The sequence below is a fragment of the Nocardia concava NBRC 100430 genome, assembly GCF_000308815.1.
GTDB classification, from domain to species: domain Bacteria; phylum Actinomycetota; class Actinomycetes; order Mycobacteriales; family Mycobacteriaceae; genus Nocardia; species Nocardia concava.
Genome location: NZ_BAFX01000075.1, coordinates 26353 through 51497 on the forward strand (window position 1 = coordinate 26353; position 25145 = coordinate 51497).

30 protein-coding genes are annotated in these 25145 nt (G+C 68.1%); 18 read left to right on the plus strand and 12 right to left on the minus strand.

The features are described 5' to 3' along the window. The first annotated feature begins 151 nt into the window (after positions 1-151). Positions 152-625 (plus strand): HAD family hydrolase, encoded by a 474-nt coding sequence (locus ON43_RS15880; RefSeq protein WP_040808246.1) that lies wholly within the window; start codon positions 152-154, stop codon positions 623-625. An 80-nt stretch (positions 626-705) separates the two neighbouring features. On the opposite strand, the gene ON43_RS15885 is transcribed toward ON43_RS15880, so the two are convergent. Next, complete coding sequence (locus tag ON43_RS15885; RefSeq protein ID WP_040808247.1) at positions 706-2436, minus strand: GMC oxidoreductase; 1731 nt, start codon at positions 2434-2436, stop codon at positions 706-708. A gap of 100 nt (positions 2437-2536) precedes the next feature. On the opposite strand from ON43_RS15885, the gene ON43_RS15890 reads away from it, so the two are divergent. Then, positions 2537-3214 (plus strand): MerR family transcriptional regulator, encoded by a 678-nt coding sequence (locus ON43_RS15890; RefSeq protein WP_040808249.1) that lies wholly within the window; start codon positions 2537-2539, stop codon positions 3212-3214. A gap of 21 nt (positions 3215-3235) precedes the next feature. Here ON43_RS15890 and ON43_RS15895 read toward each other — a convergent pair whose 3' ends face one another. Next, complete coding sequence (locus tag ON43_RS15895) at positions 3236-3586, minus strand: MerR family transcriptional regulator (RefSeq protein WP_040808250.1); 351 nt, start codon at positions 3584-3586, stop codon at positions 3236-3238. A 144-nt stretch (positions 3587-3730) separates the two neighbouring features. Between ON43_RS15895 and ON43_RS15900 the strand changes: the two genes are divergently transcribed. The 3 genes from ON43_RS15900 (at position 3731) to ON43_RS47160 (ending at position 4865) form a co-directional block, all read left to right on the plus strand. Beyond that, complete coding sequence (locus ON43_RS15900) at positions 3731-4153, plus strand: Hsp20/alpha crystallin family protein (RefSeq protein WP_040808567.1); 423 nt, start codon at positions 3731-3733, stop codon at positions 4151-4153. A gap of 111 nt (positions 4154-4264) precedes the next feature. Continuing rightward, positions 4265-4495 (plus strand): Rv3202a family protein, encoded by a 231-nt coding sequence (locus ON43_RS15905; protein WP_040808251.1) that lies wholly within the window; start codon positions 4265-4267, stop codon positions 4493-4495. After that, entirely contained in the window at positions 4485-4865 is a 381-nt protein-coding gene (locus ON43_RS47160; protein ID WP_063712560.1) for a cold-shock protein, read from the plus strand. The genes ON43_RS15905 and ON43_RS47160 overlap by 11 nt, the downstream gene beginning before the upstream one ends. A 454-nt stretch (positions 4866-5319) precedes the next feature. Here ON43_RS47160 and ON43_RS15915 read toward each other — a convergent pair whose 3' ends face one another. Then, positions 5320-6678, minus strand: a complete 1359-nt coding sequence (locus tag ON43_RS15915; RefSeq protein WP_040808252.1) for a family 1 glycosylhydrolase — start codon at positions 6676-6678, stop codon at positions 5320-5322. A gap of 314 nt (positions 6679-6992) precedes the next feature. On the opposite strand from ON43_RS15915, the gene ON43_RS15920 reads away from it, so the two are divergent. Beyond that, on the plus strand, positions 6993-7430 hold the full coding sequence (locus ON43_RS15920; RefSeq protein WP_063712561.1) for a group I truncated hemoglobin: 438 nt from the start codon (positions 6993-6995) through the stop codon (positions 7428-7430). Here the strand turns inward: ON43_RS15920 and ON43_RS15925 are convergent. From ON43_RS15925 to ON43_RS15935, 3 genes are read right to left on the minus strand one after another with little or no spacing between them, the layout of a single operon-like run. Then, the gene (locus tag ON43_RS15925; RefSeq protein ID WP_040808253.1) at positions 7414-8736 is read right to left on the minus strand and encodes a family 1 glycosylhydrolase; all 1323 of its coding nucleotides are present in this window, start codon (positions 8734-8736) and stop codon (positions 7414-7416) included. The two genes, ON43_RS15920 and ON43_RS15925, sit on opposite strands and share 17 nt — an antisense overlap. 20 nt (positions 8737-8756) lie before the next feature. Beyond that, positions 8757-9314 (minus strand): class I SAM-dependent methyltransferase, encoded by a 558-nt coding sequence (locus ON43_RS15930; RefSeq protein ID WP_157514058.1) that lies wholly within the window; start codon positions 9312-9314, stop codon positions 8757-8759. Further along, positions 9311-9859 carry a hypothetical protein gene (locus tag ON43_RS15935; protein WP_040808256.1) on the minus strand — a complete coding sequence of 183 codons (549 nt, stop codon included), beginning with the start codon at positions 9857-9859 and terminating at the stop codon, positions 9311-9313. Before ON43_RS15935 ends, ON43_RS15930 begins: the two co-directional genes overlap by 4 nt. 153 nt (positions 9860-10012) lie before the next feature. Between ON43_RS15935 and ON43_RS15940 the strand changes: the two genes are divergently transcribed. The 3 genes from ON43_RS15940 (at position 10013) to ON43_RS15950 (ending at position 12131) form a co-directional block, all read left to right on the plus strand. Next, entirely contained in the window at positions 10013-10726 is a 714-nt protein-coding gene (locus ON43_RS15940) for an RNA polymerase sigma factor (protein ID WP_218003279.1), read from the plus strand. Positions 10727-10875: 149 nt separating this feature from the next. Then, positions 10876-11292, plus strand: a complete 417-nt coding sequence (locus ON43_RS15945) for a helix-turn-helix domain-containing protein (protein WP_040808573.1) — start codon at positions 10876-10878, stop codon at positions 11290-11292. A 92-nt stretch (positions 11293-11384) separates the two neighbouring features. After that, positions 11385-12131, plus strand: a complete 747-nt coding sequence (locus tag ON43_RS15950) for an aquaporin (protein ID WP_306304970.1) — start codon at positions 11385-11387, stop codon at positions 12129-12131. Here the strand turns inward: ON43_RS15950 and ON43_RS15955 are convergent. Then, complete coding sequence (locus tag ON43_RS15955) at positions 12128-13102, minus strand: aldo/keto reductase (RefSeq protein ID WP_040808577.1); 975 nt, start codon at positions 13100-13102, stop codon at positions 12128-12130. The genes ON43_RS15950 and ON43_RS15955 overlap by 4 nt on opposite strands. A 387-nt stretch (positions 13103-13489) precedes the next feature. On the opposite strand from ON43_RS15955, the gene ON43_RS46220 reads away from it, so the two are divergent. From ON43_RS46220 to ON43_RS15980, 5 genes are all read left to right on the plus strand, one after another. After that, positions 13490-15055: an ATP-binding protein gene (locus tag ON43_RS46220; RefSeq protein WP_040808258.1), complete on the plus strand. Its 1566-nt coding sequence runs from the start codon at positions 13490-13492 to the stop codon at positions 15053-15055. Then, on the plus strand, positions 15052-15486 hold the full coding sequence (locus ON43_RS15965) for a roadblock/LC7 domain-containing protein (protein WP_040808260.1): 435 nt from the start codon (positions 15052-15054) through the stop codon (positions 15484-15486). The genes ON43_RS46220 and ON43_RS15965 overlap by 4 nt, the downstream gene beginning before the upstream one ends. Next, positions 15483-15830 (plus strand): DUF742 domain-containing protein, encoded by a 348-nt coding sequence (locus ON43_RS15970; protein WP_040808261.1) that lies wholly within the window; start codon positions 15483-15485, stop codon positions 15828-15830. The genes ON43_RS15965 and ON43_RS15970 overlap by 4 nt, the downstream gene beginning before the upstream one ends. Next, on the plus strand, positions 15805-16398 hold the full coding sequence (locus ON43_RS15975; RefSeq protein WP_040808263.1) for a GTP-binding protein: 594 nt from the start codon (positions 15805-15807) through the stop codon (positions 16396-16398). Before ON43_RS15970 ends, ON43_RS15975 begins: the two co-directional genes overlap by 26 nt. Positions 16399-16482: 84 nt before the next feature. After that, positions 16483-17085 (plus strand): GNAT family N-acetyltransferase, encoded by a 603-nt coding sequence (locus tag ON43_RS15980; RefSeq protein WP_218003281.1) that lies wholly within the window; start codon positions 16483-16485, stop codon positions 17083-17085. Positions 17086-17175: 90 nt separating this feature from the next. Here ON43_RS15980 and ON43_RS15985 read toward each other — a convergent pair whose 3' ends face one another. Further along, positions 17176-17439, minus strand: coding sequence for a hypothetical protein (locus ON43_RS15985; RefSeq protein ID WP_040808265.1), 264 nt, complete (start codon positions 17437-17439; stop codon positions 17176-17178). A gap of 234 nt (positions 17440-17673) precedes the next feature. Here ON43_RS15985 and ON43_RS15990 point away from each other — a divergent pair, with 234 nt between their 5' ends. Continuing rightward, the gene (locus ON43_RS15990; protein ID WP_040808266.1) at positions 17674-18009 is read left to right on the plus strand and encodes a MerR family transcriptional regulator; all 336 of its coding nucleotides are present in this window, start codon (positions 17674-17676) and stop codon (positions 18007-18009) included. Between the two features lie 19 nt (positions 18010-18028). Here the strand turns inward: ON43_RS15990 and ON43_RS15995 are convergent, their stop codons facing one another. Continuing rightward, on the minus strand, positions 18029-18595 hold the full coding sequence (locus ON43_RS15995; protein ID WP_040808579.1) for a mycothiol transferase: 567 nt from the start codon (positions 18593-18595) through the stop codon (positions 18029-18031). 67 nt (positions 18596-18662) lie between these two features. On the opposite strand from ON43_RS15995, the gene ON43_RS16000 reads away from it, so the two are divergent. The 3 genes from ON43_RS16000 to ON43_RS16010 all read left to right on the plus strand — a co-directional run bounded on the left by ON43_RS16000 (position 18663) and on the right by ON43_RS16010 (position 19545). Continuing rightward, the gene (locus ON43_RS16000) at positions 18663-18872 is read left to right on the plus strand and encodes a transcription termination/antitermination protein NusG (RefSeq protein WP_040808267.1); all 210 of its coding nucleotides are present in this window, start codon (positions 18663-18665) and stop codon (positions 18870-18872) included. Between the two features lie 7 nt (positions 18873-18879). Beyond that, entirely contained in the window at positions 18880-19179 is a 300-nt protein-coding gene (locus tag ON43_RS16005) for a hypothetical protein (protein ID WP_040808268.1), read from the plus strand. Positions 19180-19242: 63 nt separating this feature from the next. After that, entirely contained in the window at positions 19243-19545 is a 303-nt protein-coding gene (locus ON43_RS16010; RefSeq protein WP_040808269.1) for a putative quinol monooxygenase, read from the plus strand. A 27-nt stretch (positions 19546-19572) separates the two neighbouring features. On the opposite strand, the gene ON43_RS16015 is transcribed toward ON43_RS16010, so the two are convergent. From ON43_RS16015 to ON43_RS16025, 3 genes are all read right to left on the minus strand, one after another. Then, positions 19573-22044 (minus strand): patatin-like protein, encoded by a 2472-nt coding sequence (locus tag ON43_RS16015; protein WP_083913457.1) that lies wholly within the window; start codon positions 22042-22044, stop codon positions 19573-19575. A 102-nt stretch (positions 22045-22146) separates the two neighbouring features. Further along, complete coding sequence (locus ON43_RS16020; protein WP_040808271.1) at positions 22147-23811, minus strand: hypothetical protein; 1665 nt, start codon at positions 23809-23811, stop codon at positions 22147-22149. 83 nt (positions 23812-23894) lie between these two features. Then, positions 23895-25124 (minus strand): site-specific integrase, encoded by a 1230-nt coding sequence (locus tag ON43_RS16025; RefSeq protein ID WP_051178499.1) that lies wholly within the window; start codon positions 25122-25124, stop codon positions 23895-23897. Positions 25125-25145: the final 21 nt, after the last annotated feature.

The following is a 25145-nucleotide window of genomic DNA, read 5'->3' on the forward strand; positions in this document are numbered from 1 at the left end:
GCAGGGTAATAGGAACTTCAGCGTTCCGGGTTTGCCCCGAGCTGGTGCATTGGCCCAGACAGCCCCTACGATGGCACGCGCAGGGCGGTTCGTGAAAGAGGGGACCGTCCGGCACCCTTGGTACCGGATGGTTGCTGACTGGTAGGGGCTCATGAACGCCGCGAACGTGAAACTGCTTGTGTGGGAGTGCGACAACACCCTGTGGGACGGGGTGGTGTCCGACTCGAGCGCCGGTGCGCTGCGCGCCGACGCCGCGCGCTCGCTGCGCATCCTCAACGAGCGCGGTGTCATGCACGCCATCGCCTCGCGCGGTGAATGGGCCTGGACGGTAGAGCAATTGCGCCGCCACGGGGTGGCCGAGCGCTTCGCCGCCGTCGAGGTCGGCTGGGGCCGCAAGTCCGCGGCCATCAGCCGCATCGCCGAAACCCTGGGCGTGGGCCTGGACCAGGTCGGCTACATCGATGCCGAACCGCTCGAGCGCAGCGAGGTCGCCCACGCGCTGCCGCAGGTGCGCTGCTACGCCGCCCGCCACGTGGATGTGCTTGCCGCCCTGCAGGAATTCCGCGCGCCCATCGGTGACGTGCCGCCCCCGACCTCCCCGATGGCCCACATCCACGCCCGCTGACACGACGCACGCTCGGTATCTCATTGAACGAAAAAGGTCCGCCGATCCGATGATCGGCGGACCTTCTGTGTTTGTGCTGGTCAGGCGGGCGTGGATTCGGCCCCGCCGCTCCGGATTTCGACGATCGGCAGCACCAGCGCCGCCGGAGCGCTCGCGGGCACCATCGGCCGCAAAGGTGCAACGGGTGCAATTCGCGCATACCCCGCGCCCTGCGCCGGGCGGGTATCGACCTCACCCTTGTTGGGCCACATGGCCGCCGCGCGCTCGGCCTGCGCGGTGATCGTCAGCGACGGGTTCACACCCAGATTCGCCGACACCGCCGCACCGTCGACCACGCTGAGCGTCGGGTACCCGTAGACGCGGTGGTAGGCGTCGATGACACCGTGCTCGGCGTCCGATCCGATCGCCGCACCACCCAGGAAGTGCGCGGTGAGCGGGATATTGAACACCTCGCCCCAGGAGCCGCCCGCGACTCCGCCGATCTTGTCGGCCACCGCGCGGGTGACCTGGTTGCCCGCGGGGATCCAGGTCGGATTCGGTTCGCCGTGGCCCTGTTTGGAGGTCAGCTTGCGACCGAACAGTCCGCGCTTGGTGTAGGTGGTGATCGAATTGTCCAGATGCTGCATGACCAGGGAGATGATGGTCCGCTCGCTCCAGTTCTTCACCGACATGAACTGCAGCAGCGTCAGCGGATGCAGCAGCACCGTCCACAGGAACCGCAGCCAGCGCGGAATCCTGCCGCCGCCGTCGACCATGAGTGTCTGCAGCAGGCCCATCGAGTTGGAGCCCTTGCCGTAGCGAACCGGCTCGATGTGGGTGTCGGGGGTCGGGTGGATCGAGGAGGTGATGGCGACACCGCGGGTGAAGTCCACCTCCGGATTCACCTTGCGGGTGGCCGCGCCCACGATGGATTCGGAGTTGGTGCGGGTCAGCACGCCCAGCCGCGCGGACAGCTTCGGCAGCACGCCCTTGTCGCGCATGGCGAACAACAGCTGCTGGGTGCCGCGCGTGCCCGCGGCGAGCACCACGTGCTTGGCCGTGTAGGTCTTGGGCTGCTTGCGGAACCAGGCGCCGGTGCGTTCGGTCTCCACATCCCAGGTGCCGTCGGGCAGCGGGCGCACGGTGGTGACCGTGGTCATCGGAATCACCTGCGTGCCACCGGCTTCGGCCAGATACAGGTAGTTCTTGACGAGCGTGTTCTTGGCATTGTGGCGGCAGCCGGTCATGCACTCGCCGCATTCGATGCAGCCCGTGCGCTCCGGGCCCGCGCCGCCGAAGTACGGGTCGGGCACGGTCTTGCCCGGCTCGCCGAAGAACACGCCGACCGGGGTCTGCACGAAGGTGTCACCACAGCCCATGTCGTCGGCGACCTGCTTGAAGACCTCGTCCGCGGGAGTCATGTGCGGATTGGTGACCACGCCGAGCATCTTGCGGGCCTGCTCGTAGTAGGGCATGAGTTCGTCGTGCCAGTCGGTGATGTCGCGCCACTGCGGGTCCTCGAAGAACGGCGTCGGCGGCACGTAGAGGGTGTTGGCGTAGTTCAGCGACCCGCCGCCCACGCCCGCGCCCGCGAGAATCAGCACGTCACGCAGCGGATGAATGCGCTGAATACCGAAGCAGCCCAGCTTCGGCGCCCACAGGAAGTTCTTCAGATCCCAGCTGGTGTCGGGCAGCTGGTCGTCGGTGAAACGCTGACCGGCCTCGAGCACCCCGACCTTGTAACCCTTCTCGGTCAGGCGCAGTGCGCTCACACTGCCGCCGAAACCCGATCCGACGATGAGTACGTCGAAATCGGTGTCGCGTTGGGTCATCAGAACTCCCTTGTCGTCGTCGACAGTGTGGCGGCGGTTACGCTAACGCGGACAGTTGTGGCTGTCAACGTTCGCCGATAACGGTATCTATGCTGTTCGCGTGGATCGATACAGCCGCCTGCAACTCGCCGAACTCAGCGGTGTGGCCGCCCGCACCATCCGCTACTACCACTCGGTCGGCGTGCTGCCCAAGCCCGGGCGGGCCGGCAAGGAAGCGGTCTACGGGCCCGACCACTTGGAACGACTGCGCGCGATCACCGCGATGCAGGCGCGCGGGCTGCGCCTGGACGCGATCCGGGAGGTGTTCGAGGCCGAGGTGCCCGGCGACGGCGACTGGCGCGAGGTCTTCGATCCGCGCTACAGCGGCGACCCCGAGGCCGGGACGGTGCTCGACGACGAGGGCCTGACCGCCTTGCTCGGTGACCGCCGCCCGGAGATCCTCGACGATCTGATCGCGGTCGGCTACCTCGAACGCGAAGGCGAGCGCTGGCGGGTGCCCGAACCGGCCATGCTCTCGGGTGCGCTGATCCTCTACGACGTGGGCACCGATATCGCGCTGTCGGGCGTGCTGCGCAAGCTGATTCGCACCCATATCGCGGCGCTGGCCGACGAGATGATCCGCGCGGTCCGCGAGGCCTCGGGCGCGGAGTACTCCGGTGAGGGCGTGGGTTACGACCTCGATCGCTTCCGCGACCGGTTCCGCGCCGCGGCCCACGAGGTCGGCGGGGCCACGCTGGTCGAGGAGATCGAACGCGCGGTGCGCGAACTCGACCTCTGAATCACGGTGTGTCGCAGAGCATCACGGTGTCTCGCGGAGCCGATCGCGTTCGGCGGTGAGCGCGGCATTGGAATGGCGCAGTTCGGTATTGGCATCCTCGAGGTCGAGGATCCGCGCGATCGCCGCGAGGTTGATCCCTTGGCCCGCCAACTCGGCGATGCGCGCCAACCGGGCGAGGTCGTCATCGCTGTAGCGGCGGGTCCCGCCCGCGCTGCGGGCCGGGGTGACCAGCCCGTGCTGCTCGTACAAGCGCAGTGAATGCGCACCCATCCCGGCCAGTTCGGCGGCTACCGAGATCCCGTACACCGCCTGCCCCGGGCCCGGCCGGTGACCACTGCCGCCGCTGGTCAGAGGGTCGTGTCGATCCGGCATCCCGCTCCTTCTTTCTCGATGTCAACAGATTACCTCAGCAGGAGGCTTGCACTCGATTGTCGTGAGTGCTAAAACAAATCTAAGCCAGATGGCAGAGGTTATCTACACCACCTAGAGAGAATGGAGTGAGTGGAGGTGGCGACCATGCTGATGCGCACCGATCCGTTCCGGGATCTGGATCGCCTGACCCAGCAGATGTTCGGCACATCGGCCCGTCCGGCGGCCATGCCGATGGACGCCTGGCGCGAGGGCGATGACTTCTACGTCGAACTCGACCTGCCCGGCGTCGACGCCGAATCCCTGGACGTGGATATCGAACGCAATGTGGTGACCGTGAAAGCGTCACGCCCGCAACTGGATCCGGACCGCTCGATGATCGCCGCGGAACGCACCCGCGGGGTGTTCTCCCGCCAGCTGTTCCTGGGCGAGGACCTCGACACCGACGCCATTCGCGCGGACTACCGCGACGGCGTGCTGCGTCTGGTGATCCCGGTCGCGGAGAAGGCCAAGCCCCGCAAGATCGAGATCAGCCATCAGAACGGCGAGCCTCAGGCCATCAACGCCTGAGTCCGTTCGGATTCCGTCCGTCGACGGGTGGGCCCGGTCTGCTGTGGTTCTTGCGGGCTCACCCGGCCCTTCACCGCATCGAACACCATCGACACAAGAGGAGGGAGAACCATGAGCAGCACCGCGATCTTCGCCCCGGCGGGCAGCGACTTCGACCGTGCCGAACAGAACCTTCTCGTCCGCGACAGCGACCACGAGGCCGGACTGGATCCGACCGCGCTGGTGCCGCCGCCGGAAATCGTGCGTGGCGCATTCGAGCACGCCGCACTCACCGACCGTATCGACCAAGCCTGGATCACCCCACTGGACTGCGATGACGACTACGACCACGATGCCGACTGACAGCCCGATCCACGCCGCCTCCCGGTGCGAGCCGCATGCCCACGACGCGGGGGAACTGCCGCACTGGGAGCACGGCCACGTCGCCTGGTTCAACACCGAGAAGGGCTTCGGGTTCCTGACACCCGATGCCGGTCCCGCGGTGTTCGTCGACTACCGGGTGATCGAGGTCCCCGGACTCAAGACCCTCAGTGCCGGGCAGCTGGTGGTGTTCACCGCCACCGACACCGATCGCGGCCCCGAGGCCACCCGCGTCGTCCCCTACACCCGCACCACCAATGCCCTGCCCATACCCGCGGCGGGCAGCGGCCGATCGCCGCGAACCCGGGCCGATCGGCCGTACCGGGCCCGCTGCAGGGCGCGCGCCGCGTGAGCCGGATCCCTACGGGCGGTGGGCGATCCGCCATCGCCCGTAGGGACCGCTCGCCCGGAACGCGACCGCATCACAGATCCTGACCAGCACAACCAAACTCCGGTGATCGCTATGAGTTCCACACATCCGCCCCAGACGAGCGGCCACGCGCGCCCTCGCAACCCCGCGCGCCGGATACCCGCCGCCGCAATCGATCCCGACGACTCGTCAGTGGTGTACTGGCCCGACCCCAGCCCGCTGCACCCTTGGTGGGACACGATCATGCAGCCCGTCATGCCCGCCGATCCGGCTGCCCCGCGATCACCCGACCCCCGTCATCCGCACGCTCGCAGCCCTTACGTGCGCCGCTCTCGACCGGCCGCACGGCCAGTAACCGCTCACTGACCAATGATTCGGGCCGCCCGTAATCGGGCGGCCCGAATTACTGGTTCCCGCGATCAGCGCCCGGACGCCGTCACGGGGCGGGGGTCGCGGTGGGAACGGTGACGGGGGAGTCGCAGCTGGCGGGCGGATCGACCAGCTGGCAGTCGGAGGGGAAACGCACCGGTTCGTAGCCCTTGGGCACACCGTTGGCGGTGATGATCTGCCGATAGGTGTCCACCGCGTCGGTGGGCTTGCGGGCCAGGCTCGGATCGGTGAGCACATCGACGGTATAGAGGCCGAAACGCGGTGTGTAGGAACCCCACTCGTAGTTGTCGGTAAGACTCCAGTAGTTGTAGCCCACCAGGTTCATGCCGTCGGCCTTGGCGCGCTGCAGCCAGTAGACGGTGTCGCGCAGGTGGTCCGAGCGGGTGTAGCCGTCGGCGCGGGGCCTGCCGTCCTCGGTGGGCATGCCGTTCTCGACCACCCACAGCGGCTTGCCCGGGAACTGGCGCGAATAGTGCTGCAGCGCATAGTAGATGCCCTCGGGCCGGATCGGCAGCTCCCACATGCCCGCCGGCGGCGCGGCCGAACCGTCGGGCAGATTCACGGTATTGGACTTGGGCGGCTCGTAGCCGAAGTAGTAGTCCACCCCGATGAAATCCAGCTTGTCGCCGATGCGCTCCATGAGCGGTCCGTTGACCTGCGACTCCGCGCCCGCCACATAGCCGACATTGCTGGTGACCAGCGCCTTGGGCTGCACCTGGTGGATGTAGTCGTAGATCTGGTTGTGCACCTCGGCGACCTTGTCGAGCATGGCGTCGGCGTCGGTGTCGTTCTGGCGCACCTCGTGCATGATGTAGGCGACCGGCTCGTTCACGGTGACCCACACCGGATTTCGCGAGGTGTAGCGGTCGACGACCTTGCGGGCATTGGCCAGCCAGTCCTCCACCATGCCCGGATTGCGCCAGCCGCCGCGGTCGGCCTCCCAGCCCGGATACACCCAGTGGTCCAGCGTCAGCATGGGTTCCATGCCATTGGCCACGATATCGTCGACGACCTGGTCGTAGAAGGCGAACCCGTCCTCGTCCCAGACGCCCGGCTCGGGTTGCAGGCGCGCCCATTCGATGCCGATGCGGAACACCTTCGAGCCCAGGCTCGCAGCCAGGGCGATGTCGTTCTGGAAGCGGGAACGGAAGTCGATGGAATTGCGGTAGCGGTCCCAGCCGCGATTGCCGTCGATGTAGTGCATCCAGTTGCTGTCGGGCGCATGGCCCTCGGACTGGAAGCCGGAGGCGGCCACACCCCACAGGAAGTCCGGACCCAGCCCACCGTGGGAGCCCGGTGCGGCGGGGGGAACGGCCGGGGTGGCCTGTGCGACACCCGCGACCGGCAGCAGCGTCGCGGCCGCGGCGAGTCCGGCCAGGACGAGGGCGTGCAGGGGTCTGCGCATCGGGTGTCCTCCTCCGGGACGGATGGTCGGAATGTCCCAATTCGGAGCGTAGCTGTCAGTTAGCTGAATTCCGGGTCGGTGGAGGGCGTGTCGCGCTGTCCGGTTCGTCCGGTCAGCCGCCGGTCATGGCCCGGATTTCCGGTCCGGAAAACCGGCGCGACGCCCTCACCAGCCGCTTTGCGCCACCATTCGCGACCGGCAGTGTCGCTGTGTGCTCCGCCACGCCTACCTTTCGAGGGGTACCGGCCTGTGGCCCAAGCAGTTTCAGGAGGGGGAGTCACAGTCCGGTGCAACCAGCCAGAGAAGGAACACGCATGCCCAGCATCTACGATCGCATCGGCGGCACGCCCGCCCTCACCACGGTGGTCGACGACCTCTATCGGCGCGTGTGCGCCGACGCCGAGCTGACCGAGTTCTTCGTCGGCGTCGACCTCGACCGCGTCAAACAGCACCAGATCGACTACTACTCGACCGTGCTCGGCGGGCCCGCCGTCTACGGCGGCGCCCCGATCCGCCAGATCCATCAGGGGCTGGGGATCACCCGCCGCCACTTCGACCGGGTGGTGGGCCATCTCGCCGCCGCCCTCGCCGCGGCCGGGGTGGCGACCGATGTCGCGTACCGCATCCTCGAGGCCACCACCGCGCTCGCCGACGACATCGTCACCCCGCGGCCCCGGCGCAGCGCACCGCGGCGCAACGGATCACGAATCTGGGTGTGGTCGAGCACCTTCGGCGCTACCTCGGGACGGTGACCGGGTCCGCGCAGCTGTCGAGGGCGTCGACCAGCGAGCAGGTCGCCGGCGGCCGGGTGGGCAGGTACCCGGCCGGGACACCGGCGTCGTGGGTGATGGCGCGGTAGGCGTCCACGGCGTCGGTGGGGCGGCGGGTCAGGCTCGGGTCGGTGCGCACGTCGACGGTGTAGAGGCCGAAACGCGGTGTGTAGGAACCCCACTCGTAGTTGTCGGTGAGGCTCCAGTAGTTGTAGCCGATGACGTTCATGCCGTCGGCCTTGGCGCGCTGCAGCCAGTAGACGGTGTCGCGCAGGTCGTCGGCGCGGGTGTAGCCGTCGGCGCGGGGCGCACCGTTGTCGGTGGGCATGCCGTTCTCCACGATGTAGAGCGGCTTGCCCGGGAAGCGATCGGCGAAGTGGCGCAACGTGTAATAGAGGCCGTCGGCCTGCAACGGCAGCTTCCACAGCTCGTTGGCGGCGAAGGCGGTGTACCGGGCGGCGGTGTCGGGGGACAGGCCGTAGTAGTAGTCGATGCCGACGAAATCGAGCTTGCCGGCGATCAGATCGAGCATGCCGCCGTTGACGATCGGGTCCGCGGCGGGCACGTAGGCGACATTGCTGGTCACCATCGCGCCGGGCTGGCGGGCGTGGATGTAGTCGTAGATGCCGTTGTGCGCCTGGGCGAGCCGCGCCTGCATGGTCAGGATGTCCGCGGCGGGCAGCCCGCCGTTGCGGACCTCGTTCATGATGTAGGCGAAGGGCTCGTTGATGGTCACCCACATCGGGTCCGCCGCCGCGTAGCGGTCCACCACCGTGCGCATATTGGTCAGCCAGTCCTCTACCATGCCCGCGCGGGCCCAGCCACCCTGATCGGCCTCCCAGCCCGGGTACACCCAGTGGTCGAGAGTGATCATCGGGCGCATGCCCGCCGCCCGGATCGCGGCGATCACCTTGTCGTAGAAGGCGAATCCGGCCTCGTCCCAGGTTCCCGGCCGCGGCTGCACGCGCGCCCACTCGATGCTGAGCCGGTAGGTGTTGACGCCCAAGTTCTCGGCCAGGGCGAGGTCGGAGGCGTAGCGGTCGTAGAAGTCGACGCTCTCGCCGTAGGGGTCGTAGTCCGGGTGGGTGGCCACATACCGCCGCCAATTGCTGTCCGGCGCATGGCCTTCGTTCTGGAATCCGGCCGCGGCCACGCCCCAGGAGAAGTCCGGGCCGAGTCCGGGCAGGCTCGCCGGAGGCGTCGCGGAGGCCGGGGTGGTGCTCGCGAGCAGGGCGGTCGCGGTGGCGGCCAGGGCGGCGACGGCATGGCGGCGGGTGTACGAGCGCATGGCACTCCTCGTCCGGCGGACTACGAATTGGGCAGGCGTCCGGCATTATCGCCGACCCGCGCCCACACCAGCCGCGGTTCCAGCGAATCGGACCGGTCGGGCGCGTCGGCCAGATAGCGGGCGGCCAGGGCACTCCCGTCCAGCTCTTCCAGGACCGACCAGCCCGACCCGCGCAGCAGGCGGTCGATGCGGCCCGCCTGCTCCGGCACGATGTCGAAGACGATCTCCGTACCCGCCGAACCTGCCCGCAGCAGACGCAATCTCGCATCGAGTGCCATCACCGAACCGCCGAGATGAACGGCGAAGGTGACCGACCGGGCGTCGAATCCCGGTGCCTGCAGGGCGATCTCGGTCGATGCGGCGGCGACGCGGTGCACTCGCACATCGCGGTAGGGATTATGCGAGGCGAAAGTGTCCAGCGCGCTGCCGAACAGCACCAACTGGCGGGTACCCGACGACACCGCATCGGCGAGGCGATCCTCGGCGTAGCGACAGCGCGCCACCGCGAGCAACCGCCGGCGCGCTCGATCGCAGCGAGCCCGCGCGGTCTCGGCGCCGGACACGGTCGCCACTCTCATTCGCCGGGCTCGTCGTACGGATCCCGCTCCCCGCGGTGGCCCTCGGGTCCATGGTGCGGATGTCCGTGCGGCCCACCGGGCGGGCGGTGGCCGTGGCGCTCGTGCCCGCCGAACGGCCAGCCCGGAATCTTCCCCATGCCCGGAATCTTGCCCATACCAGGCAGTTTCGACCAGTCCGGCATCTCCGGCATGGGAGGCATCTCGGGCATGGGTGGAATCTCCGGGATCGGGATCGGCGGAATCTGGAACCCGCCGCCGCTCGCGCCGCCGAAGCGCTGGAAGGCGGCTTGCCGTGAGGTGCCGAAGATCTCGCCGATCTCGGCCCAGGTGCGGCCCTCGTCGCGGGCCTGGCGCACCAGCGAGCGCAGCACATCGTCGACGACCCCGTCGAGACTGCGCGCCGCCCGCAGCGCCGCCATCACCGACGGCGCGGGCCTACCCTCGGCGGGACGCAGCACCTCGGTGACGAATTCGGCATTGGTGGACAACAGTTTTGCCAGGATCGCGCGCTCATCAGCGGGATCTCTGTGCTGGGCATCACTCATGTGTCAAGGATGCGTTTACATCAAACAGCCTGTCAAGGAACGATTTACACACTGGCGAATACTGGCCATTAGCTGAAAGAGGGGCACCATGTTTGCCACCGCTATAACGTGTTCGTCAGCGATCAGGAGGTGCAGGGTGAGGACGCCTACAATATGACCGATCCCGAGAGATATCCGGTCGACCATGAGCTGTTCGAGCTGGTTCGGAAGGCCGGATTCGAGGGGCCCGCCTGGAAACTGTTGGCGGACAGGCTGGTTCGCCACGGGTTGGCGGTACTGGGGCCGTGGGTCCGCAGCGGGTGGGTTTTCACGGTGGCGGAGCAGAAGCGGATGCCGTTGCGGCCCACCCCACAGGAGCGGCTGCTGGTGGAGACCCGCTTCGCCGAGGACTTCGTGCAGGAGACCGTCACCCGGGCGCTGGAACGCTTCCGGCGCAACGCGATCGACGGCGACGGCTGGGATCCGGATCTGGGCAGCAGCCTGGCCAGCTATTTCATCGGCGCGTGCGTGATGGCGTTCGTGGAGCAGTTCCGCCGCAGCCGCCGTACCGGGGACCTGTACCAGTTCCAGAGCGCGGCCTCGGTGGCCATCGTGACCGAGGACGGCCCGGATCTGATGGACGTGCTGGCCTCCACCGAGGACGTGGCCGGTTCGGTGGTGGACCGGCTGGCCTTCCGCAGTCGCCTCGCAGGCCTGTGCGACCGCGACCGTGGCTTGGTCTGGGGCAAGGCGATGGGATTGCGCGGCAGCGAAATCCAGCACCTGTTCGGCTTCCCGTCGGTCAAGGCCGTCGAAGCGCGCTGGGCCCGCCTGAGACAAGACCACGGCTGGATGACCGGCCTCGACGGCAAGGAGACGGACCGATGAGCCACGACCATGCCCCCGACCTGGTGGCGCGCGTCGCCGAACTACTCGATCAATCCTCGCTCAACGAGCCCGCCCTGCAGCGGCTCTACGCCCGCATCCCGCGCCGCGCCGCCGAACTGCACACCCCCCGCACCCCCGCGCCGCCGGTGCTGCCGAATTTCGCGGCGCGCCTGAATTCCCTGTTCGCCACCGTGCGCGCCCCCGGCGAGCGGGTGCACACCAATGGCGAAGTGGCCGCGCAACTCACGGCCTGGGGCCACCCCATCTCCAAGCCCTACCTCAGCCAGTTGCGCTCGGGCCTGCGCACCGATCCGTCGGTCGAAACCGTCGCCGCCCTGGCCCGCTACTTCCGCGTCGGCCCCGGCTACTTCGCCGACGACCACGTGCTCTCCGCCGCCGAGGCCGACTACGCCCTGCTGTCCCGCCTGCAGTTCCACAGCCTGCGCGAGCTCTCGACCCGCGCCTTCGACCTGAGCGAGGAGTCGCAGAACCTGCTGGCCGTCATGGCCGACCGCTTGCGCATCACCGAGGGCCTGCCGGAGGTGGGCACCGGCGGCACCGAATGACCGCCTGCGACAGCGCGGAACCGACCGAATGTATTTGATATATTCTGCCGTCGCGTGGTCCGGTAAAAGGCCTGGTCTGGCACTGTAATCGGGTGCCAAACCATGAACTTCCGGTGATCGATGCCGTCCGTGAGCAGAGCGCGCCCGAGGGCGCCGGGATGTCACTGGCGCGGCGGTCGGTGGCCGAGTTCGCCGGGACCGCCGCGCTCTCCGCGGTCGTGATCGGGTCCGGTATCGCCGCCGAGCAGATGTCGCCCGGTGATCTCGGGTTGCGGCTGCTGGAGAACTCCACCGCCAGCGCCTTCGGGCTGGCGGTGCTGATCCTCGCGTTCGGGCCGATCTCGGGCGCGCACTTCAATCCGGTGGTGTCGCTGGCCGATTGGCTGGGCGGGCGCCGCCGCGGAACCGGGCTGAGCACCCGCGAACTGGGCGCCTACATCGCGGCACAGTGCGCCGGCGGGATCTTCGGTGCGCTGCTGGCCAATGCCATGTTCGATCGCGCCGCGCTGCAGATCGCGACCCAGCACCGCGTCACCGGCGGACACCTGATCGGCGAGATCCTCGCCGCCGCCGGACTCATCACCGTCGGATTCGCCGCGGCCCGCCACGGTCGCGGCGTCACCGCGATCGCCGTGGCCACCTACATCGGCTCGGCCATCTGGTTCACCAGCTCCGGCTCCTTCGCCAATCCGGCTCTCACCCTGGGCCGCATGCTGTCGGACTCCTTCACCGGCATCGCCCCGGCCTCGGTCCCCGCGTTCATCGCGGCCCAAATCCTCGGCGGCCTGGCCGGTCTCAGCCTGATGACCCTGCTGTACCGGCCCGCCGCCGACCGCTAGTCGCCGCCGCGGCTGGTCGTCGGGACCGCGAAGGAGGTGCGGTCGCCGGACCAGCCGTCGGCCGGGACCAGCTTCTCGAGTTCGGTCAGATCCTCGGCGCTGAGCTCGATCGCCGCGGCCGCCGCGTTCTCCAGAATGCGCGTCGCGCGGCGGCTGCCGGGGATCGGGACCACATCCTGGCCCTGGGCCAGCAGCCAGGCCAGGGCGAGCTGCCCGGCCGAAATGCCCAGGCGGGCGGCCAGTTCCCGCAGCGCGGCGACCTGGGCCAGGTTCTCGTCGAGATGTTCGCCCTGGAAGCGCGGGTCGTTGCGGCGGAAATCGCTGGTCGCCACGGTCGTGGAATCGAGTGTGGCGGTGAGCAAGCCGCGGCCGAGGGGGCTGTAGGGGACCAGGCCGATGCCGAGTTCGCGGGCCACCGGCACGATATCGCGCTCGGGTTCGCGCCACAGCATCGACCATTCGAACTGCACCGCGGCGATCGGGTGCACGGCCGCCGCCTCGCGCAGCTGGGCGGGGGTCGCCTCGGAAATGCCCAGGTGGCGTACCTTCCCGGCCGCCACCAATTCGGCCATCGCGCCGACGGTTTCGGCCACCGGCACCTCCGGATCGATCCGGTGCAGGTAGTACAGGTCGATCACCTCGCGCCCGAGCCGCTCCAGCGAGGCGTCGCAGTATCCGGCCACGTGCTCGGGCTTGCCGTCGAGCCCGACCCCGGTCTCGGTCCGGACGATCCCGAACTTCGTCGCGACTGCGACATCCAGACCGGCCAGCGCTTGGCCGACCAGACGCTCGTTGTGCCCGCGCCCATAGCTCATCGCCGTATCGAACAGGGTGATCCCCGCCTCGACACCGGCCCGGATCGCCGCGGTCGATTCCGCGTCGTCGGCCTCCCCGTACCCCTGGGAGAATCCCATGCACCCCAATCCGATCCCCGCCACCGACAAACCATCCCCGAGCCGCTGTTCACGCATACCGCCCATGCTGTCAGCCCCCGGCGAACCCGACCAATCGGAATTCCGATCAATTCCATTGATTCCCAAATGGATCGCGATCGCGCGCGACCCGTGTGAGCTGGGAGATTGCTGACGGGCGGGGTGCGGTGCAGCGGGCGGGCCGTTGCTGGGCAGGGTCGGGCGACGGCCTGATGGTCACATGACCAGGTGTCCCCGCGTGGACCTCGGCTTCGATCCGACCGGTCGCCTGGGTTCTTCCGCAGCGAGGATTCGCACTGAAATGCGATGAGCTGCACGGGGTCCGGGTTGCGGTTTGCTCGGAGATACCGAAAGGTAAGGGGAGACAGAGGATTCTGCTATGGTGGCTCCGCCGATTTCAGGATCGGCCGGACGACAAGAGAATTGATGAATCAAGACAACGCCGTGCTGCTTTCCTGGGTTCTCGCCGCCGTGCTACTGGTGGCCATGGTCGGGCTGCTGTTGCTGTGGCGGGCTGTTCGCATCGAACGCGGACGGATTGCCGCACTGCGCGCCGACCAGGCCGAACGCGACGCCGCGGTCGAGGAGATGATCGCCAACCTCACCGACAATGTGGTGCCCGCCATCGGTGCGGCCGTGCGCCGCTCGGACCCGGACAATCCCACCGTGGATCTGCCCGTGGTCCTCGAGCAATCGCGCATCGCTGAGCTGGTGTGGCAGTGGACCGCCCGTTGCGGCGAGGAGTTGATGAAGGTTGCCGCCGAGACCCGTGACCGGGTTCGGCGCGAGGCCGAGTCCGAGACTCAGCTCGCGGTGGCGCAGATCGAATCCGAGCGGCAGACCGCGGTCGCGCAGGCCGAGGAACGGGCGAACCGGGCCGAGGAGCTGGCCCAGCGCGCCGAGGAAACCGCGCAGGTGGCCATCGCCCAGGCCGAGGAGGCCTCCCGGGTCGCGGTGGCGCAGGCCGTCGAGTCCTCGCGGGTCGCCGTGGCCGAGGCCGCCGACGCGGCCCGCGCGCAGGTGGAAGCCTCGGCGCGCGATGCCACCTCGGCCGCGGTGCGCGCCTTCGGCGCCTCGGTGGTGAGCCTGGGTGCGGACGTGAGCCAGGTGGTCAGCGCCGCGCTGCGCCGCCACCGCAATGACGAGACCTTCGAAACCCTCACCCGCATCGACCATTCCGTGCAGCAGATGATCCGTCAGGCGCAGTCCTATGTGATCGTCTGTGGCGGTTTGCCCGGCCGCCGCTGGCCGCAGCAGACCCTCACCGATGTGGTGGGCGGCGCGACCGGCCGCGTGCGCGACTACACCCGCGTGCGGGCCACCGAGCTGGAGCGCCCGGTGGTGAGCCGCGTGGTCGAGCCGCTGGTGCACACCGTCGCGACCCTGCTCGACAACGCGCTGCGCTACTCGCCGCCGACCTCCTACGTGGACATCGGTTTCCAGGAAGGACACCACGGCGTCACGGTGATCATCGACGACGCCGGTGTCCGGATGAACCCGGAGCAGCTGGAGGAGACCCGCCGGGTGCTCGCCGGCGACCAGGTCGTCGACATCCACGCGCTGGGACCGACCCCGCGCGTCGGCTTCCCCGGTGTGGCCGCGCTGGCTCGCCGCTACGGCTTCTCCGTCTACATCGACGGACCCAATATGTACGGCGGCATGCGCGCCATGGTCTTCATTCCGGAGACCCTGCTGGCCGCGCCGGCGCCGATCGCGGTGGCCACCCCGGCCCCCGTGCCCGCACCCGCTCCGGTCCCCGCGCCGGAGCCGGAACCCACACTGGTAGCCATGGATTCGGTGCCTTCCGACCTCACCCCCGGCGGCCTGCCCAAGCGGCGCCGCCGCTCCGCGACGGTGTCCGTGGCGGCCACCGTCCGCGCGGTCACGACGGAATCCGGTTCCGCGCGACCCGATATCGCCGCTGCCTGGTACAGCGGCTCCCAACGTGGCCGAGCGGCCGCGTTCGAGCACTCCGAAGGGATGACATCGTGACCGGTACGCCCGCGACGGCCGTGAGTGAAACCAACCGGCTTGCTTGGTTGCTCGATGATCTCGAAGCGCCCGGGGTCCGGTTCGCGGTCCTGCTATCCGAGGACGGTCTGCGCATCGCCCACACCGGCGGGGTCAGCATCGACGACGCCGAACGCTTCGCCGCGGCCGCGTCGGGCCTGCGCGCCCTGGGCAAGGCGCTCGCGGAATTCTGCGGCGGCACCGCCGATAACGCGGTGCGCCAGAACATGACCGAGTACGCCGACGGCATGATCTTCATCACCGCCGCCGGAGCCGGTGCGCTGCTGGGGGTTTCGACCACCCAGGACGTGGACGTCAGCCTGGTCGCGCACCGCATGAACGAACTGGCCGTGCGAGTCGGGCGCGAACTCGGCAGTATGTCGCGGACCAGGGCCGACCTGCCCCGCGCATGAGCCGGCCGCGGCGCGACCCCGATCTGGTCCGGGCGTATGTGCGCACCGGCGGCCGATCCCGTCCCACGCGGGCGCTGGATCTGGTCAGTCTGGTTGTCGCGGTGGCCGATCCGGCCCCCGGCGCGTCCCCCGACGCCCGCCGCATCCTCGGGCTCGCCCGGCGCGGCGTCCTGACGCTCGCCGAATTGGCGGCGCATCTGGATATGCCGCCCTCGGTGGTGAAGATCCTGGTCGCCGACCTGCTCGACAGCGGGCACCTCAGCATCCCGACCCCGGCGCAGGAACTGCCGGGACAAGCTCTTCTGGAGGAGGTACTCCATGGACTCCGCGCTCTCTCCGCATGAGCGCGTCGTCGACTATGTGCCGCAGACCGTCACCCGCACCGTAAAACTGCTGGTGGCCGGGAACTTCGGCGTCGGGAAGACCACGTTCGTCGGCAGCGTCTCCGAGATCAGGCCGCTGCGCACCGAGGAGACCATCACCGAGGCCAGCGTCGGCGTCGACGATATGGCCGGACTGCCGGGCAAGACCACCACCACGGTCGCCATGGACTTCGGCCGCATCACCTTGAATCCGCGCCTGGCCCTGTACCTTTTCGGCACGCCCGGCCAGCGCCGCTTCGTTCCCATCTGGGAAGACCTGGCCGTCGGTGCGCTGGGCGCGCTGGTGCTGGTGGACACCCGCCGCCTCGAGAAGGCCGACGAATCGCTATCCATCCTCGAGGAACGCGGCGTCCCCTACGCGGTGGCCGTCAACGACTTCGAGGGTGCGCCACGCTACCCCCTCGACGAAGTCCGCGACGCCCTAGACCTGGACCCCGGCACCCCCCTCATGCGCCTCGACGCCCGAGACCGCGCCCCCTGCCTGGAATCGCTCATCACCCTGGTCGAGCACCTGATCGACCCACGCTGACCACTTGCCGTCGGCAATCGCGCGCATTGTAGGCTCACCGATGGCGGCGGAAAGCCGTGTGGCGCAGATGTCTTGGGGTGGGTCGTGGCGTTGGTGTTGTCGGGGAAGATCGTTCAGCTGACCGAGCTGTCGGTGGAGGATGTGCCGTTCTTGGCGGCCGGTGCGGTGGAATCACGTGAGTCCTACGCGTTCGCGCACCTGCCTGCCGACGAGGACGGCATGCGTCGGCTGGTCGAACAGCAACTCGCCGCCCGGGACGCCAACCGGCAACTGCCCCTGGTGATGCGGTGGGCCGGCACCGGTAAAGTGATCGGCAGCAGCAGTTTTCATCTCGAGCAGTGGCCGTGGCACTCCGAGCCCCCGGCGACCCCGGATGCCGTCGAGATCGGCTCCACCTGGCTGGCGCACTCCGCGCAGCGCACCGGCGCGAATCGCGAGGCCAAGCTGCTCATGCTCGACCACGCCTTCACCACCTGGCAGGTGCACCGGGTCCGCTTCCGTACTGACGTCCGAAACGAGCGCTCCCGCCGCGCGATCGAACGCCTCGGCGCCCAATTCGACGGCATCCTGCGGGGCGATTTCGCCGGAGCCGATGGCACCGTCCGCAATTCCGCCTACTACTCCATCCTCGCCGCCGAATGGGGTGCGGTGCGTTCGGTTCTCGCGGACTCGCTGGCTCTGCGCTGACGTGTGGCGGCTTCGATCGGGGCATCAGCCGCGGCCATCGAAGGATCCACACCTCCTCGATCGGTGACATCAAGTCCTCTCATCCCTGGTTCAGGTCTCTACCGCCGGATCTCGGCCCCGTCGGTTCGGTTGCGCGGTGGGGGCGGACAGCAACGTGACGAGCAGCTCGGCCGCCTCGCGGTAGCGGGCGGTGAGCGCGGCGAGGCGCGGGGTCGCGGCGGGGGTGAGGCGCATTTCGAACTCCAATGCCTCGAGCCGGGTGCGTAGCGCGTCGGCCTGCTCGGCCGCGGCGGCGGTGTCGAGTCCGCGCAGCTGGGCGATGAACTCGGCGAAGCGCTGTTCCAGGCTGGACATCGGCGGATCCTCCTGTCTGAGCCGATGGGTCGGGTGAGCCCGCAAGCCTGCCCGCTGAACGGGCCCACCCGTCGCCGGAAGAGGTCTGATGTCACTGTGCAATCGGTCTGCAGATAATCTATGTCATCTGACAGAGATATTGTTTAGCACTCTCGTCATCTGAGTGCAAGATCTGGGCAGAGGTAATGTGGAGCAACCGCGACCAGGCGGTGACGACGAGAACGGGAGCACCGGATGCCGGTGAGCGATCAAGGCCATCTGCCGCTGTCGGGACAGGCGGTGTACGCGATCTCGGTGGCCGCCGAGCTGTCCGGGGTCGGGGTGCAGACCCTGCGCCTGTACGAGCAGCACGGCCTGATCACTCCGACCCGCAGCAGCGGAGGCACCCGCCGGTACAGCGGCGACGATCTCGCGCGGCTGGCGCGCATCATCGCCCTCGCCGGTCAGGGGATCAACCTGGTCGGGATCGGGCGCATCCTCGACCTCGAGGACGCCAATACGGTACTGCGCGAGTCGAATACGGCGCTCACCGCCGAGCGCGACCGCCTGCGAGACGCGCCCGCGTCGTAGCCGCCGTCAGCGCTCGAGGTCAGCGGGACCGGGGGCGCCAGCCCGGTGGCGGGTCCTCGCCGACGCGGCCGTCGACGGATTCGCGCAGCAGGTCGGCGTGGCCGGTGTGACGGCCGTATTCCTCGATGAGGTCGCAGAGCAGGCGGCGAAGGCTGAGGTGGCGGCCGCCGGGCCAGGAGAGGTGGACCAGCTGATCGAGGCCGCCATCTGCCAAGGCGGCGTTGAGTTTCGACCGGGAGCGGTCGACCGTGGTGTCCCACAGGCGGTAGAGATCGGCGGGCGAGTCGGCGGCGGCCGAGGTGAAATCCCATTCGGGGTCGGCGCGCCAGTCGACGGTGTCCCACGGCGGGCTGGGCGGGGAACCGGAGAGCTTGGCCGTGAACATCTCGTCCTCGGCGCGGGCGAGATGCTTGAGCAGGCCGCCGAGGGTCAGGGCCGACGCGCCGATACGGGTGTCGAGGCCGACCGCATCCAGGTCATCGCATTTCCAGCGAAAGGTGGTGCGAAGGCGTTCGAGCGCGCCGATGAGGTGCTCGACCTCGGTGCCCGCCAGGGGCGGCTCCCACGGCGTCTCGCTATCGGTCATTCCGCCACGGTAGATCACCGCGCGGCGCCTGCGGGCATAGATCATCGCGGTGGATTACTGTGGCGGCGTGAGCCTTACCGATTTCAGTCCCGGCGATGTCGTGTACTTCCCGGAGGGGCCGTTCACCGGCGTGTGCGGGGTGGTGCAATCCGTCGATCCCCGCCGCGAAGAGCTGCGGATCGACTTCACGGAGGGCTCGGTCCATCGCGAGGGCAATGTCTTGCGCGAACGCCGCCACAGCTTCACCGTCGGATTCCACGAAGTCGAATTGGGCTGACCTTCCGATGCAGTCGGAGGTGGCGGAGATCATCGCCATTCTCGAACGGGTGCGCGCGATCGTGCGGGCCACACCGCAGATCCTGGATTGGCAACGGCGCTACGACGAGGTCGACGAGCTGGTGAGCGATCTCGATCAGCATGCCGCGCGGCTGCGACAGGGAGATCCGAGTGGGCTGCGAGAGCTGGGCTACCTGTTCGCGCCGACCGGCAGTTTCTGCGAAATCGCGGCCAGCAGTGGGTGGCTCGACGAATACACCGAGCTGGGCAACCGGTTCGATCGTCTGCACGCGCGACTGAAGGGGTGATCGTGGGCGGTCGTTGTTGATCTTGGCGCGCGCGATCGGACCCGGGGACCTAGGCTTTCGCGCGTGTCAGATTCTGTACGACTTCTCATCATGATCACGACCCAGCCCGGGCGCGGGCAGGAGCAGGTGGCGGCCTTCGAACGGCTCGCGCCGATCGTCCGCGCCGAGCAGGGCTGCCTGCAGTACGACCTGCATCGGGTGAGCGGCGACGCGGATCGCTTTGTGCTGCTGGAGGAGTGGGCCTCCAAGGAAGCACTCGCCGCCCACGACGTCACTCCCCACATGATCGAGGCCGATGCGGCAAGTCCGGCGTTCCGCGCCGGCCCCGCCCAGGTCATCGAGTTGGCCGCGGAACCGGTGGCCTGACAGCCGTAGTCGGTCGGCGGTTCCGCGCTATGGCCAGCGCGCGGTCCCGCCCTCGTTTTCGGCGCCGAGTGCGGTGATCTGCTCCCGCAGCGACGCCGTCAGCTCCGGCGGGATCCGCCGTAGGTCGGTTTCGGTCGCGAGCACCGCGGACAATGCCTGGGGGAGCAGTTCTCGTCCCACCGGGTGCGCCTTCGGGAACGTTTCGTCGATGGTGCGCAGGATCAGTTCGACCGCGTCGAGGCGGCCCCACAGGTAGTCGTTCTCCCGGTCGGGTGCGTGGGCGAACGCGCCGAAATGGTGCAGCGCAACGCCTTTGAGTTTGCCCTCGCCGTCAGGCGGTTTGAGCGCCGTGGCCCGCAGGGGGCTGAACTGGACCAGCGGGATCGGGGTGAACTGCGGCAGTTCCGACAGCGAGATCGTGGGGAACAGCAGCCCGTCCCAGAGCGCGAAGCCCAGGTAGCGACTGGCCAGCAGGATCCGATCGCGCTTGGTCCAATTCGGCGTGGTGTCCGCGAACGGCTTCCACAGTCGCTGTCCGGCGTTCTCGAGAGTGTCGCGCAGGTGGGCGCTGTAGGCCTTGAACAGGTCGTTGAACTGCGCGGACGCCTTGTGCGCGAAATCCTCCGGCGCGGTGAACCGCTCGCCCTGGAAAGTGCCTTGTTGCAACTGAACCGGGTTCAGGAAGGCGAGCAGACCGTGCTCTTTCATCCCTGCGACCGCCTCACGGGGCGCCTTGGCGATCTTCTCCAATTGCTCCCAGGCCTGGCCTTTGAGGTTGTTGATGTCCTCGCGCGGCGGCCCGCCGTCGACCGTATACAGCTGGTTGAGACCGGCCACGATGAACAACAGCCGGCGGTGCCGGTAGGGCGTGTCGATTCCCTGCAGCAAATCCGACAGATCCTTGGAATTCGCCGCGCTCCAATAGGGTTGGCCGCGCAGCCAGGACGCGATGGCGCAGCGAATGAACACCGCGGTCCCCGACTCGCCGGGCAGGGCGAACTCCGCCACGATCGCGTCGGCGAGGCAGCGGGCGGCGGTATCGGCCTTCAGTCGCTGATAGGTGTTCCAGGTCGAGCCCAGCGCGGTGACAGCCTGCTCGTGCATGCGGGTGAACACCTCGCGGAACTCGGCCTCGGAGTGGAAGAAGTCCGGCTCCGGCGCCGCGTCGATCGCCTCGGTCAGACCGTATGAGCCCGAACGCGGCGTCGGCCGTTCCTGACCCCGCATCGATGTGAGGGCCGCGGTGATGTGGTCGAGCACCTCGACCTCCTGCTGCGTACTGATGGCCCCGACCTCGGCGATCCGTTCGTTCATGTCCCGCAGCCGGATCAGATCCGGGATCAACGACCGGCTGCCCCTGATTCCGGTGAGAATCTTGCGGAGCTCCTTGGCCCAATTGGGCTGTGCGGCACCGTCGTTCGTGCCCGCGGGTGGGGCCGTGAGCGCACAGCCGGGATCCGGCTCGAGATAGACCAACCGGCGATACACCTGCGTCGCCGCCCGCCGGCGGGCGATCGCGTCGACGACCAGATCGAAGGGTGCGTTGTCCAGCACGCCGCCATCGGCGAACCAGGTGCGCTCCGCCTCCAGCCCGAGTTCCGGGTAGCTGTAACGGAATCGGCGGATATCGATGGTGGTACCCGGCGGGCACTCCGCCTCCGTCGGAAAGGTTTCGGTATTGACCGGTTCGAATGCGCCGGGAAATGCGGAGGTCGCCCGCGCGGCGAAGGACAGTGTGGGCGTCGCGTCCGGCCCGAACGCCGTCGTATTGTCGTCGTCGCGGAGGAATTGGAGCACCTGCGCATGCTGGCGGTCACGTTGTCCGACACCGCCATTGCTCGACGCCACGGCGACATCGAACCCTTTCAGATCCGTCGTGGTCACGAACAACGACAGCTCCCCGCCCGGCGGAATCAATGTATCGGCCACTGGCCCCGACGAATTCGCCGCCCACCCAACCGGTTTCTTCGCATCCATATCCGCCAGCGCCCGATACAACAGCCGCGACATCAGCCCGCCATTGAGCACCGCCCGCTCCGACCAGAACGTCACGATCTTGACCGTGGCCGCCAGCGCGATCCGAAACCGCAGCGTGCCGCCGATCCGCCACCGCAGCAGCTCCCGCAGATCGGCATGCTCGATCCACAACTTCTTCAACTGCCCCTGATCGGCATTCTGCGCGATCGCCTTACTCAACACCACCCCGTTGATCCCCCCGGCAGACGTCCCCGCAATGATGTCGATCCCCACCGACAATGCCCGCCCTTCCCGGTTCAACCGCGAAAGCAGCTCGAAGTAAACCCCTTCCGTATCAACAGCCGCCCCCGTGTTATCAACAAACGGATTAACAGCCTCCGAATTACCCGCACCCCTCTCATCGAACGCCCGAGACGCCCGAACAAGCTTGTGCAGTTCCTTAGTTATGCCATGCATATAAATAGCCAGCGACACGCCCCCATAACAAACAAGCGCAATCCGCAGTTCAGCATTCTGAGCCATCGAGCCCCCCTCGCAGAGCCACCAACAGGTGATATCACCACCCTAATCCTCGACAGCAACAAACACCTGCGTATCGCACTACTCCTTCGACGAGACCTGCCGCTACTTGGTGGTGAGTGGGGTGGTTCGGGGGGTGCCGTTGTCGGTTACGGTCAGGGCGATGGTGGTGCTGCCGGTATCCCAGGCGTCGAAGTCGAGGGCTGCGGTGCCGCCCGCGGGTACAGCGATGGTTGATTTGTCGAAGGTGCGTTCGGAGTGGTCGTCGGTGCGTTCGAGGTGGATGCCGATGTCGGACTTGGTGCCGGATTTGGTGGCGTCGACGGTGAAGACGTTGCGGTCCAGGGGGAGGGTGACGGTTACCGTGCCGTTGGGGGCGACTGCTGCGTGTTGGGCGGTGAAGGTGTAGTCGGCTTGTTCGTAGTTTTCGCCGATCTCGATGTCGGGGGACTGGGCGTCGGTGGAGGAATAGGTGATGCGGTCGCCGTCGATGGACATGTCGATGGTTGATTTCGCGCCGGGGGCGAGTTTGATGCCGGTTACCGCTACCTCGAAGGCGTCGCCGAGGATGACGACGTCGGTCGGGTCGGATTTCTTCATGCCGGTGCCGTCGACGGTGATCGTGAAGTGGATGCCGGAGGGGATTTCGTAGTCAGGTTCGGTGGCGTAGGTGGAATTGTTGGACTTGTTCTCGAGGAAGCGGGCGCCGGGAATCTCGTTGACGCGCTTGCCGTTCACGAAACCGATGCGGCGGCCCGTGTCATCGGTGATGAGCAGGTGGCCGTGGTCCTTCGGGTCGCCGTCGAGGTAGACGAGGGTGGGGACGCCGCTTTGCGCGGATCCCTTGCCGCCCTTGGCTTCATCGCCGGTGTAGGGGAAGGCGACGACGTGCTGGGCCGGGCTGGTGGGGTCGAGTTCGAGGGAGCCGGTGGTGGCGTCACCTTCGTACGGTTCGCTGGGCTCGGCGGGGTTCGAGGCGGTTTCGTAAGTCCAGGTATTGGCTTTCCGGTCCACGTCGATATGGCGGGTGATGCCGGGGTAATTGTTGTCGTAGATCAGGATGGCGGCCTTGTCGGCGCCCTTGTCCTCGATCGCGTACGGGGTGACCTCGTGGCCGCCGGTCATATCGCGTTTGTAGAAGCCGATCGAATAGGTTTCCGGCGCCCCGGGTTTGAGCACCTCGACGAGTTTGTCGACGATCTGCGACGGCGTGCCCTTGATCTGGCCTGCCTTGACCTCCGCGAAGTTCTGTCCGACGAACTGTTTCGCGATGAATTCCTGCAATTTCTGATTGTTGGCGAGCCCGAGTTCGGGCGTGCTGGCCGCGCCGAAGGTGGACGGCGTCAGCGCCTGGGAGTGCAGCAGCAGGCTGGCCACCGACATGCCGTAGCAGTGGCCGCCGCCCATGCCCTTGTTCTGCTGCTCCATCCAGGCCTCGGCCTGCGGGATGAGGGCGCACGCGCCGTCGAGGACATTGGCGCACACCGCGTCACCGAAGAGGGTGCGCATGGTGGCGGGGGTCAGGTTGGCCGGATTCTCGTCGTTGCCGTAGTTCTGGAAGCCGAAACCATTGACGGCGGGCCGGAATCCGGAATCGGCCAGCAGCGCACCGGTCGGCGTGTAGTCCGGCTCGGTGCCGGTCGTGCCCGTGCCCTTCGACGACTTCGTGGGGGCCGCGGCCGGGGACCCGGTATCGCCGCCGCAGCCGGCCAGCGTCAGCCCGAGGAGCAAGGTGGCGGCGGCCGCGGTCGGCTTGAGAAGAGATCGCATGCCGACAGAATCGGTCAAGCAGCGGAAACGGTGATCACATGTGCGTCATTTCCGCATCACGGACCGATCCCTCCCCAGCCGCTCTATAGGCCGAGTTTGGTTACGGCGTTGTCTTCCAAGGGGTTCGCGGTGCGGATGTAGCCGTGGACGGTGCGGGGGTTGGACCAGCGGCCCTGGCGCATGATCTCGCGGTCGCTGGCTCCACCCAGGGCGGCCTGGGTGGCGAAGCCGGCGCGCAGGGAGTGGCCGGAGAAGAGGGCGGGGTCCAGGCCTGCTCGCGCGGCATAGCGTTTGACGAGCTCGGCCACCGCGCGGCCCGACATCGCGGTGGAGGCGATGCCGCCGTGACGGGAGATCGAGGGGAAGAGGGGGAGATCCGGGTCGGTGAGGGTGGTTCCGGTGAAGCCGTGGCAGCGGTGGATGTGGGGATCTGGGGGCGGGCTGGTGGTTAGCCAGCTGCGGAGGTCGGCGTCGGTGTGGATTTCACGCAGGCGGGTCCAGTCCGCGAAGGCGCAGACCGGGCAGGTGCGGGGACGTTGACCGCGCGGGAGCGCCACGCGTTGTTCGTTCACGCCCGTGGGGTCGGTCTTGGTGGTCGGAAGTTGGATCAACAGCAGCGGTTCACCGGTGGTGTGGTCGGTCGTCACCATGACGTCGGTGACCCGTAGCGCGGCGATTTCGCTGCGCCGCAACGCACCCGCGAAGCCGACCAGCAGCAGCAAGGTGTCGCGCCGTCGCGCCGGTTCGGTGGGCCACCCCGGCGGAGGCAGTTCGGCAAGCAGTTGGTCCAGGGTGTGCAGCAGCACCGGACGCTTGCGCTTGGGCTGGCTGCGCCGGGTGCGGCGGATACCGCGCAAGGTCAGCCGCACCACATCGGCGCGGGTGGGCGACGGCAGCCCGTTCGCGGCGTGAACGGCGGCCAGCGCGGCCGCCTTACGCTCCAAAGTGGCAGCGCTGAAGGCCCATTCGCTGTTCTCCCGGCGCGCGTCGGCGGCCGCGGCCAGATACACCGCCACATCGAGCGGATCGGCGGGCAGCGCCTGCCGCGATTCCGCCGCACACCACGCCGCCCACGCGATCCAATCGGTTCGATAGGCGCGCAACGTATTCGCCGACTGCGACGCCTCCAGATACCGCCGCAGCGACCCGGCCTGCACCTCGTCGAACCGGTCCCGCACCAGCCGCAATGCTGCCGCATCGACCAGCACACTGCGCACTCCGCGCCGCAGCTCCCCGCGCACCTCCTCGGGCACCGCGATCACCGCGCCCCGCTCCTCCGGCGACTCCGGGCTGACCTGCGTCGGATCTGGCATGCCCCCGACCCTAGATTGAAG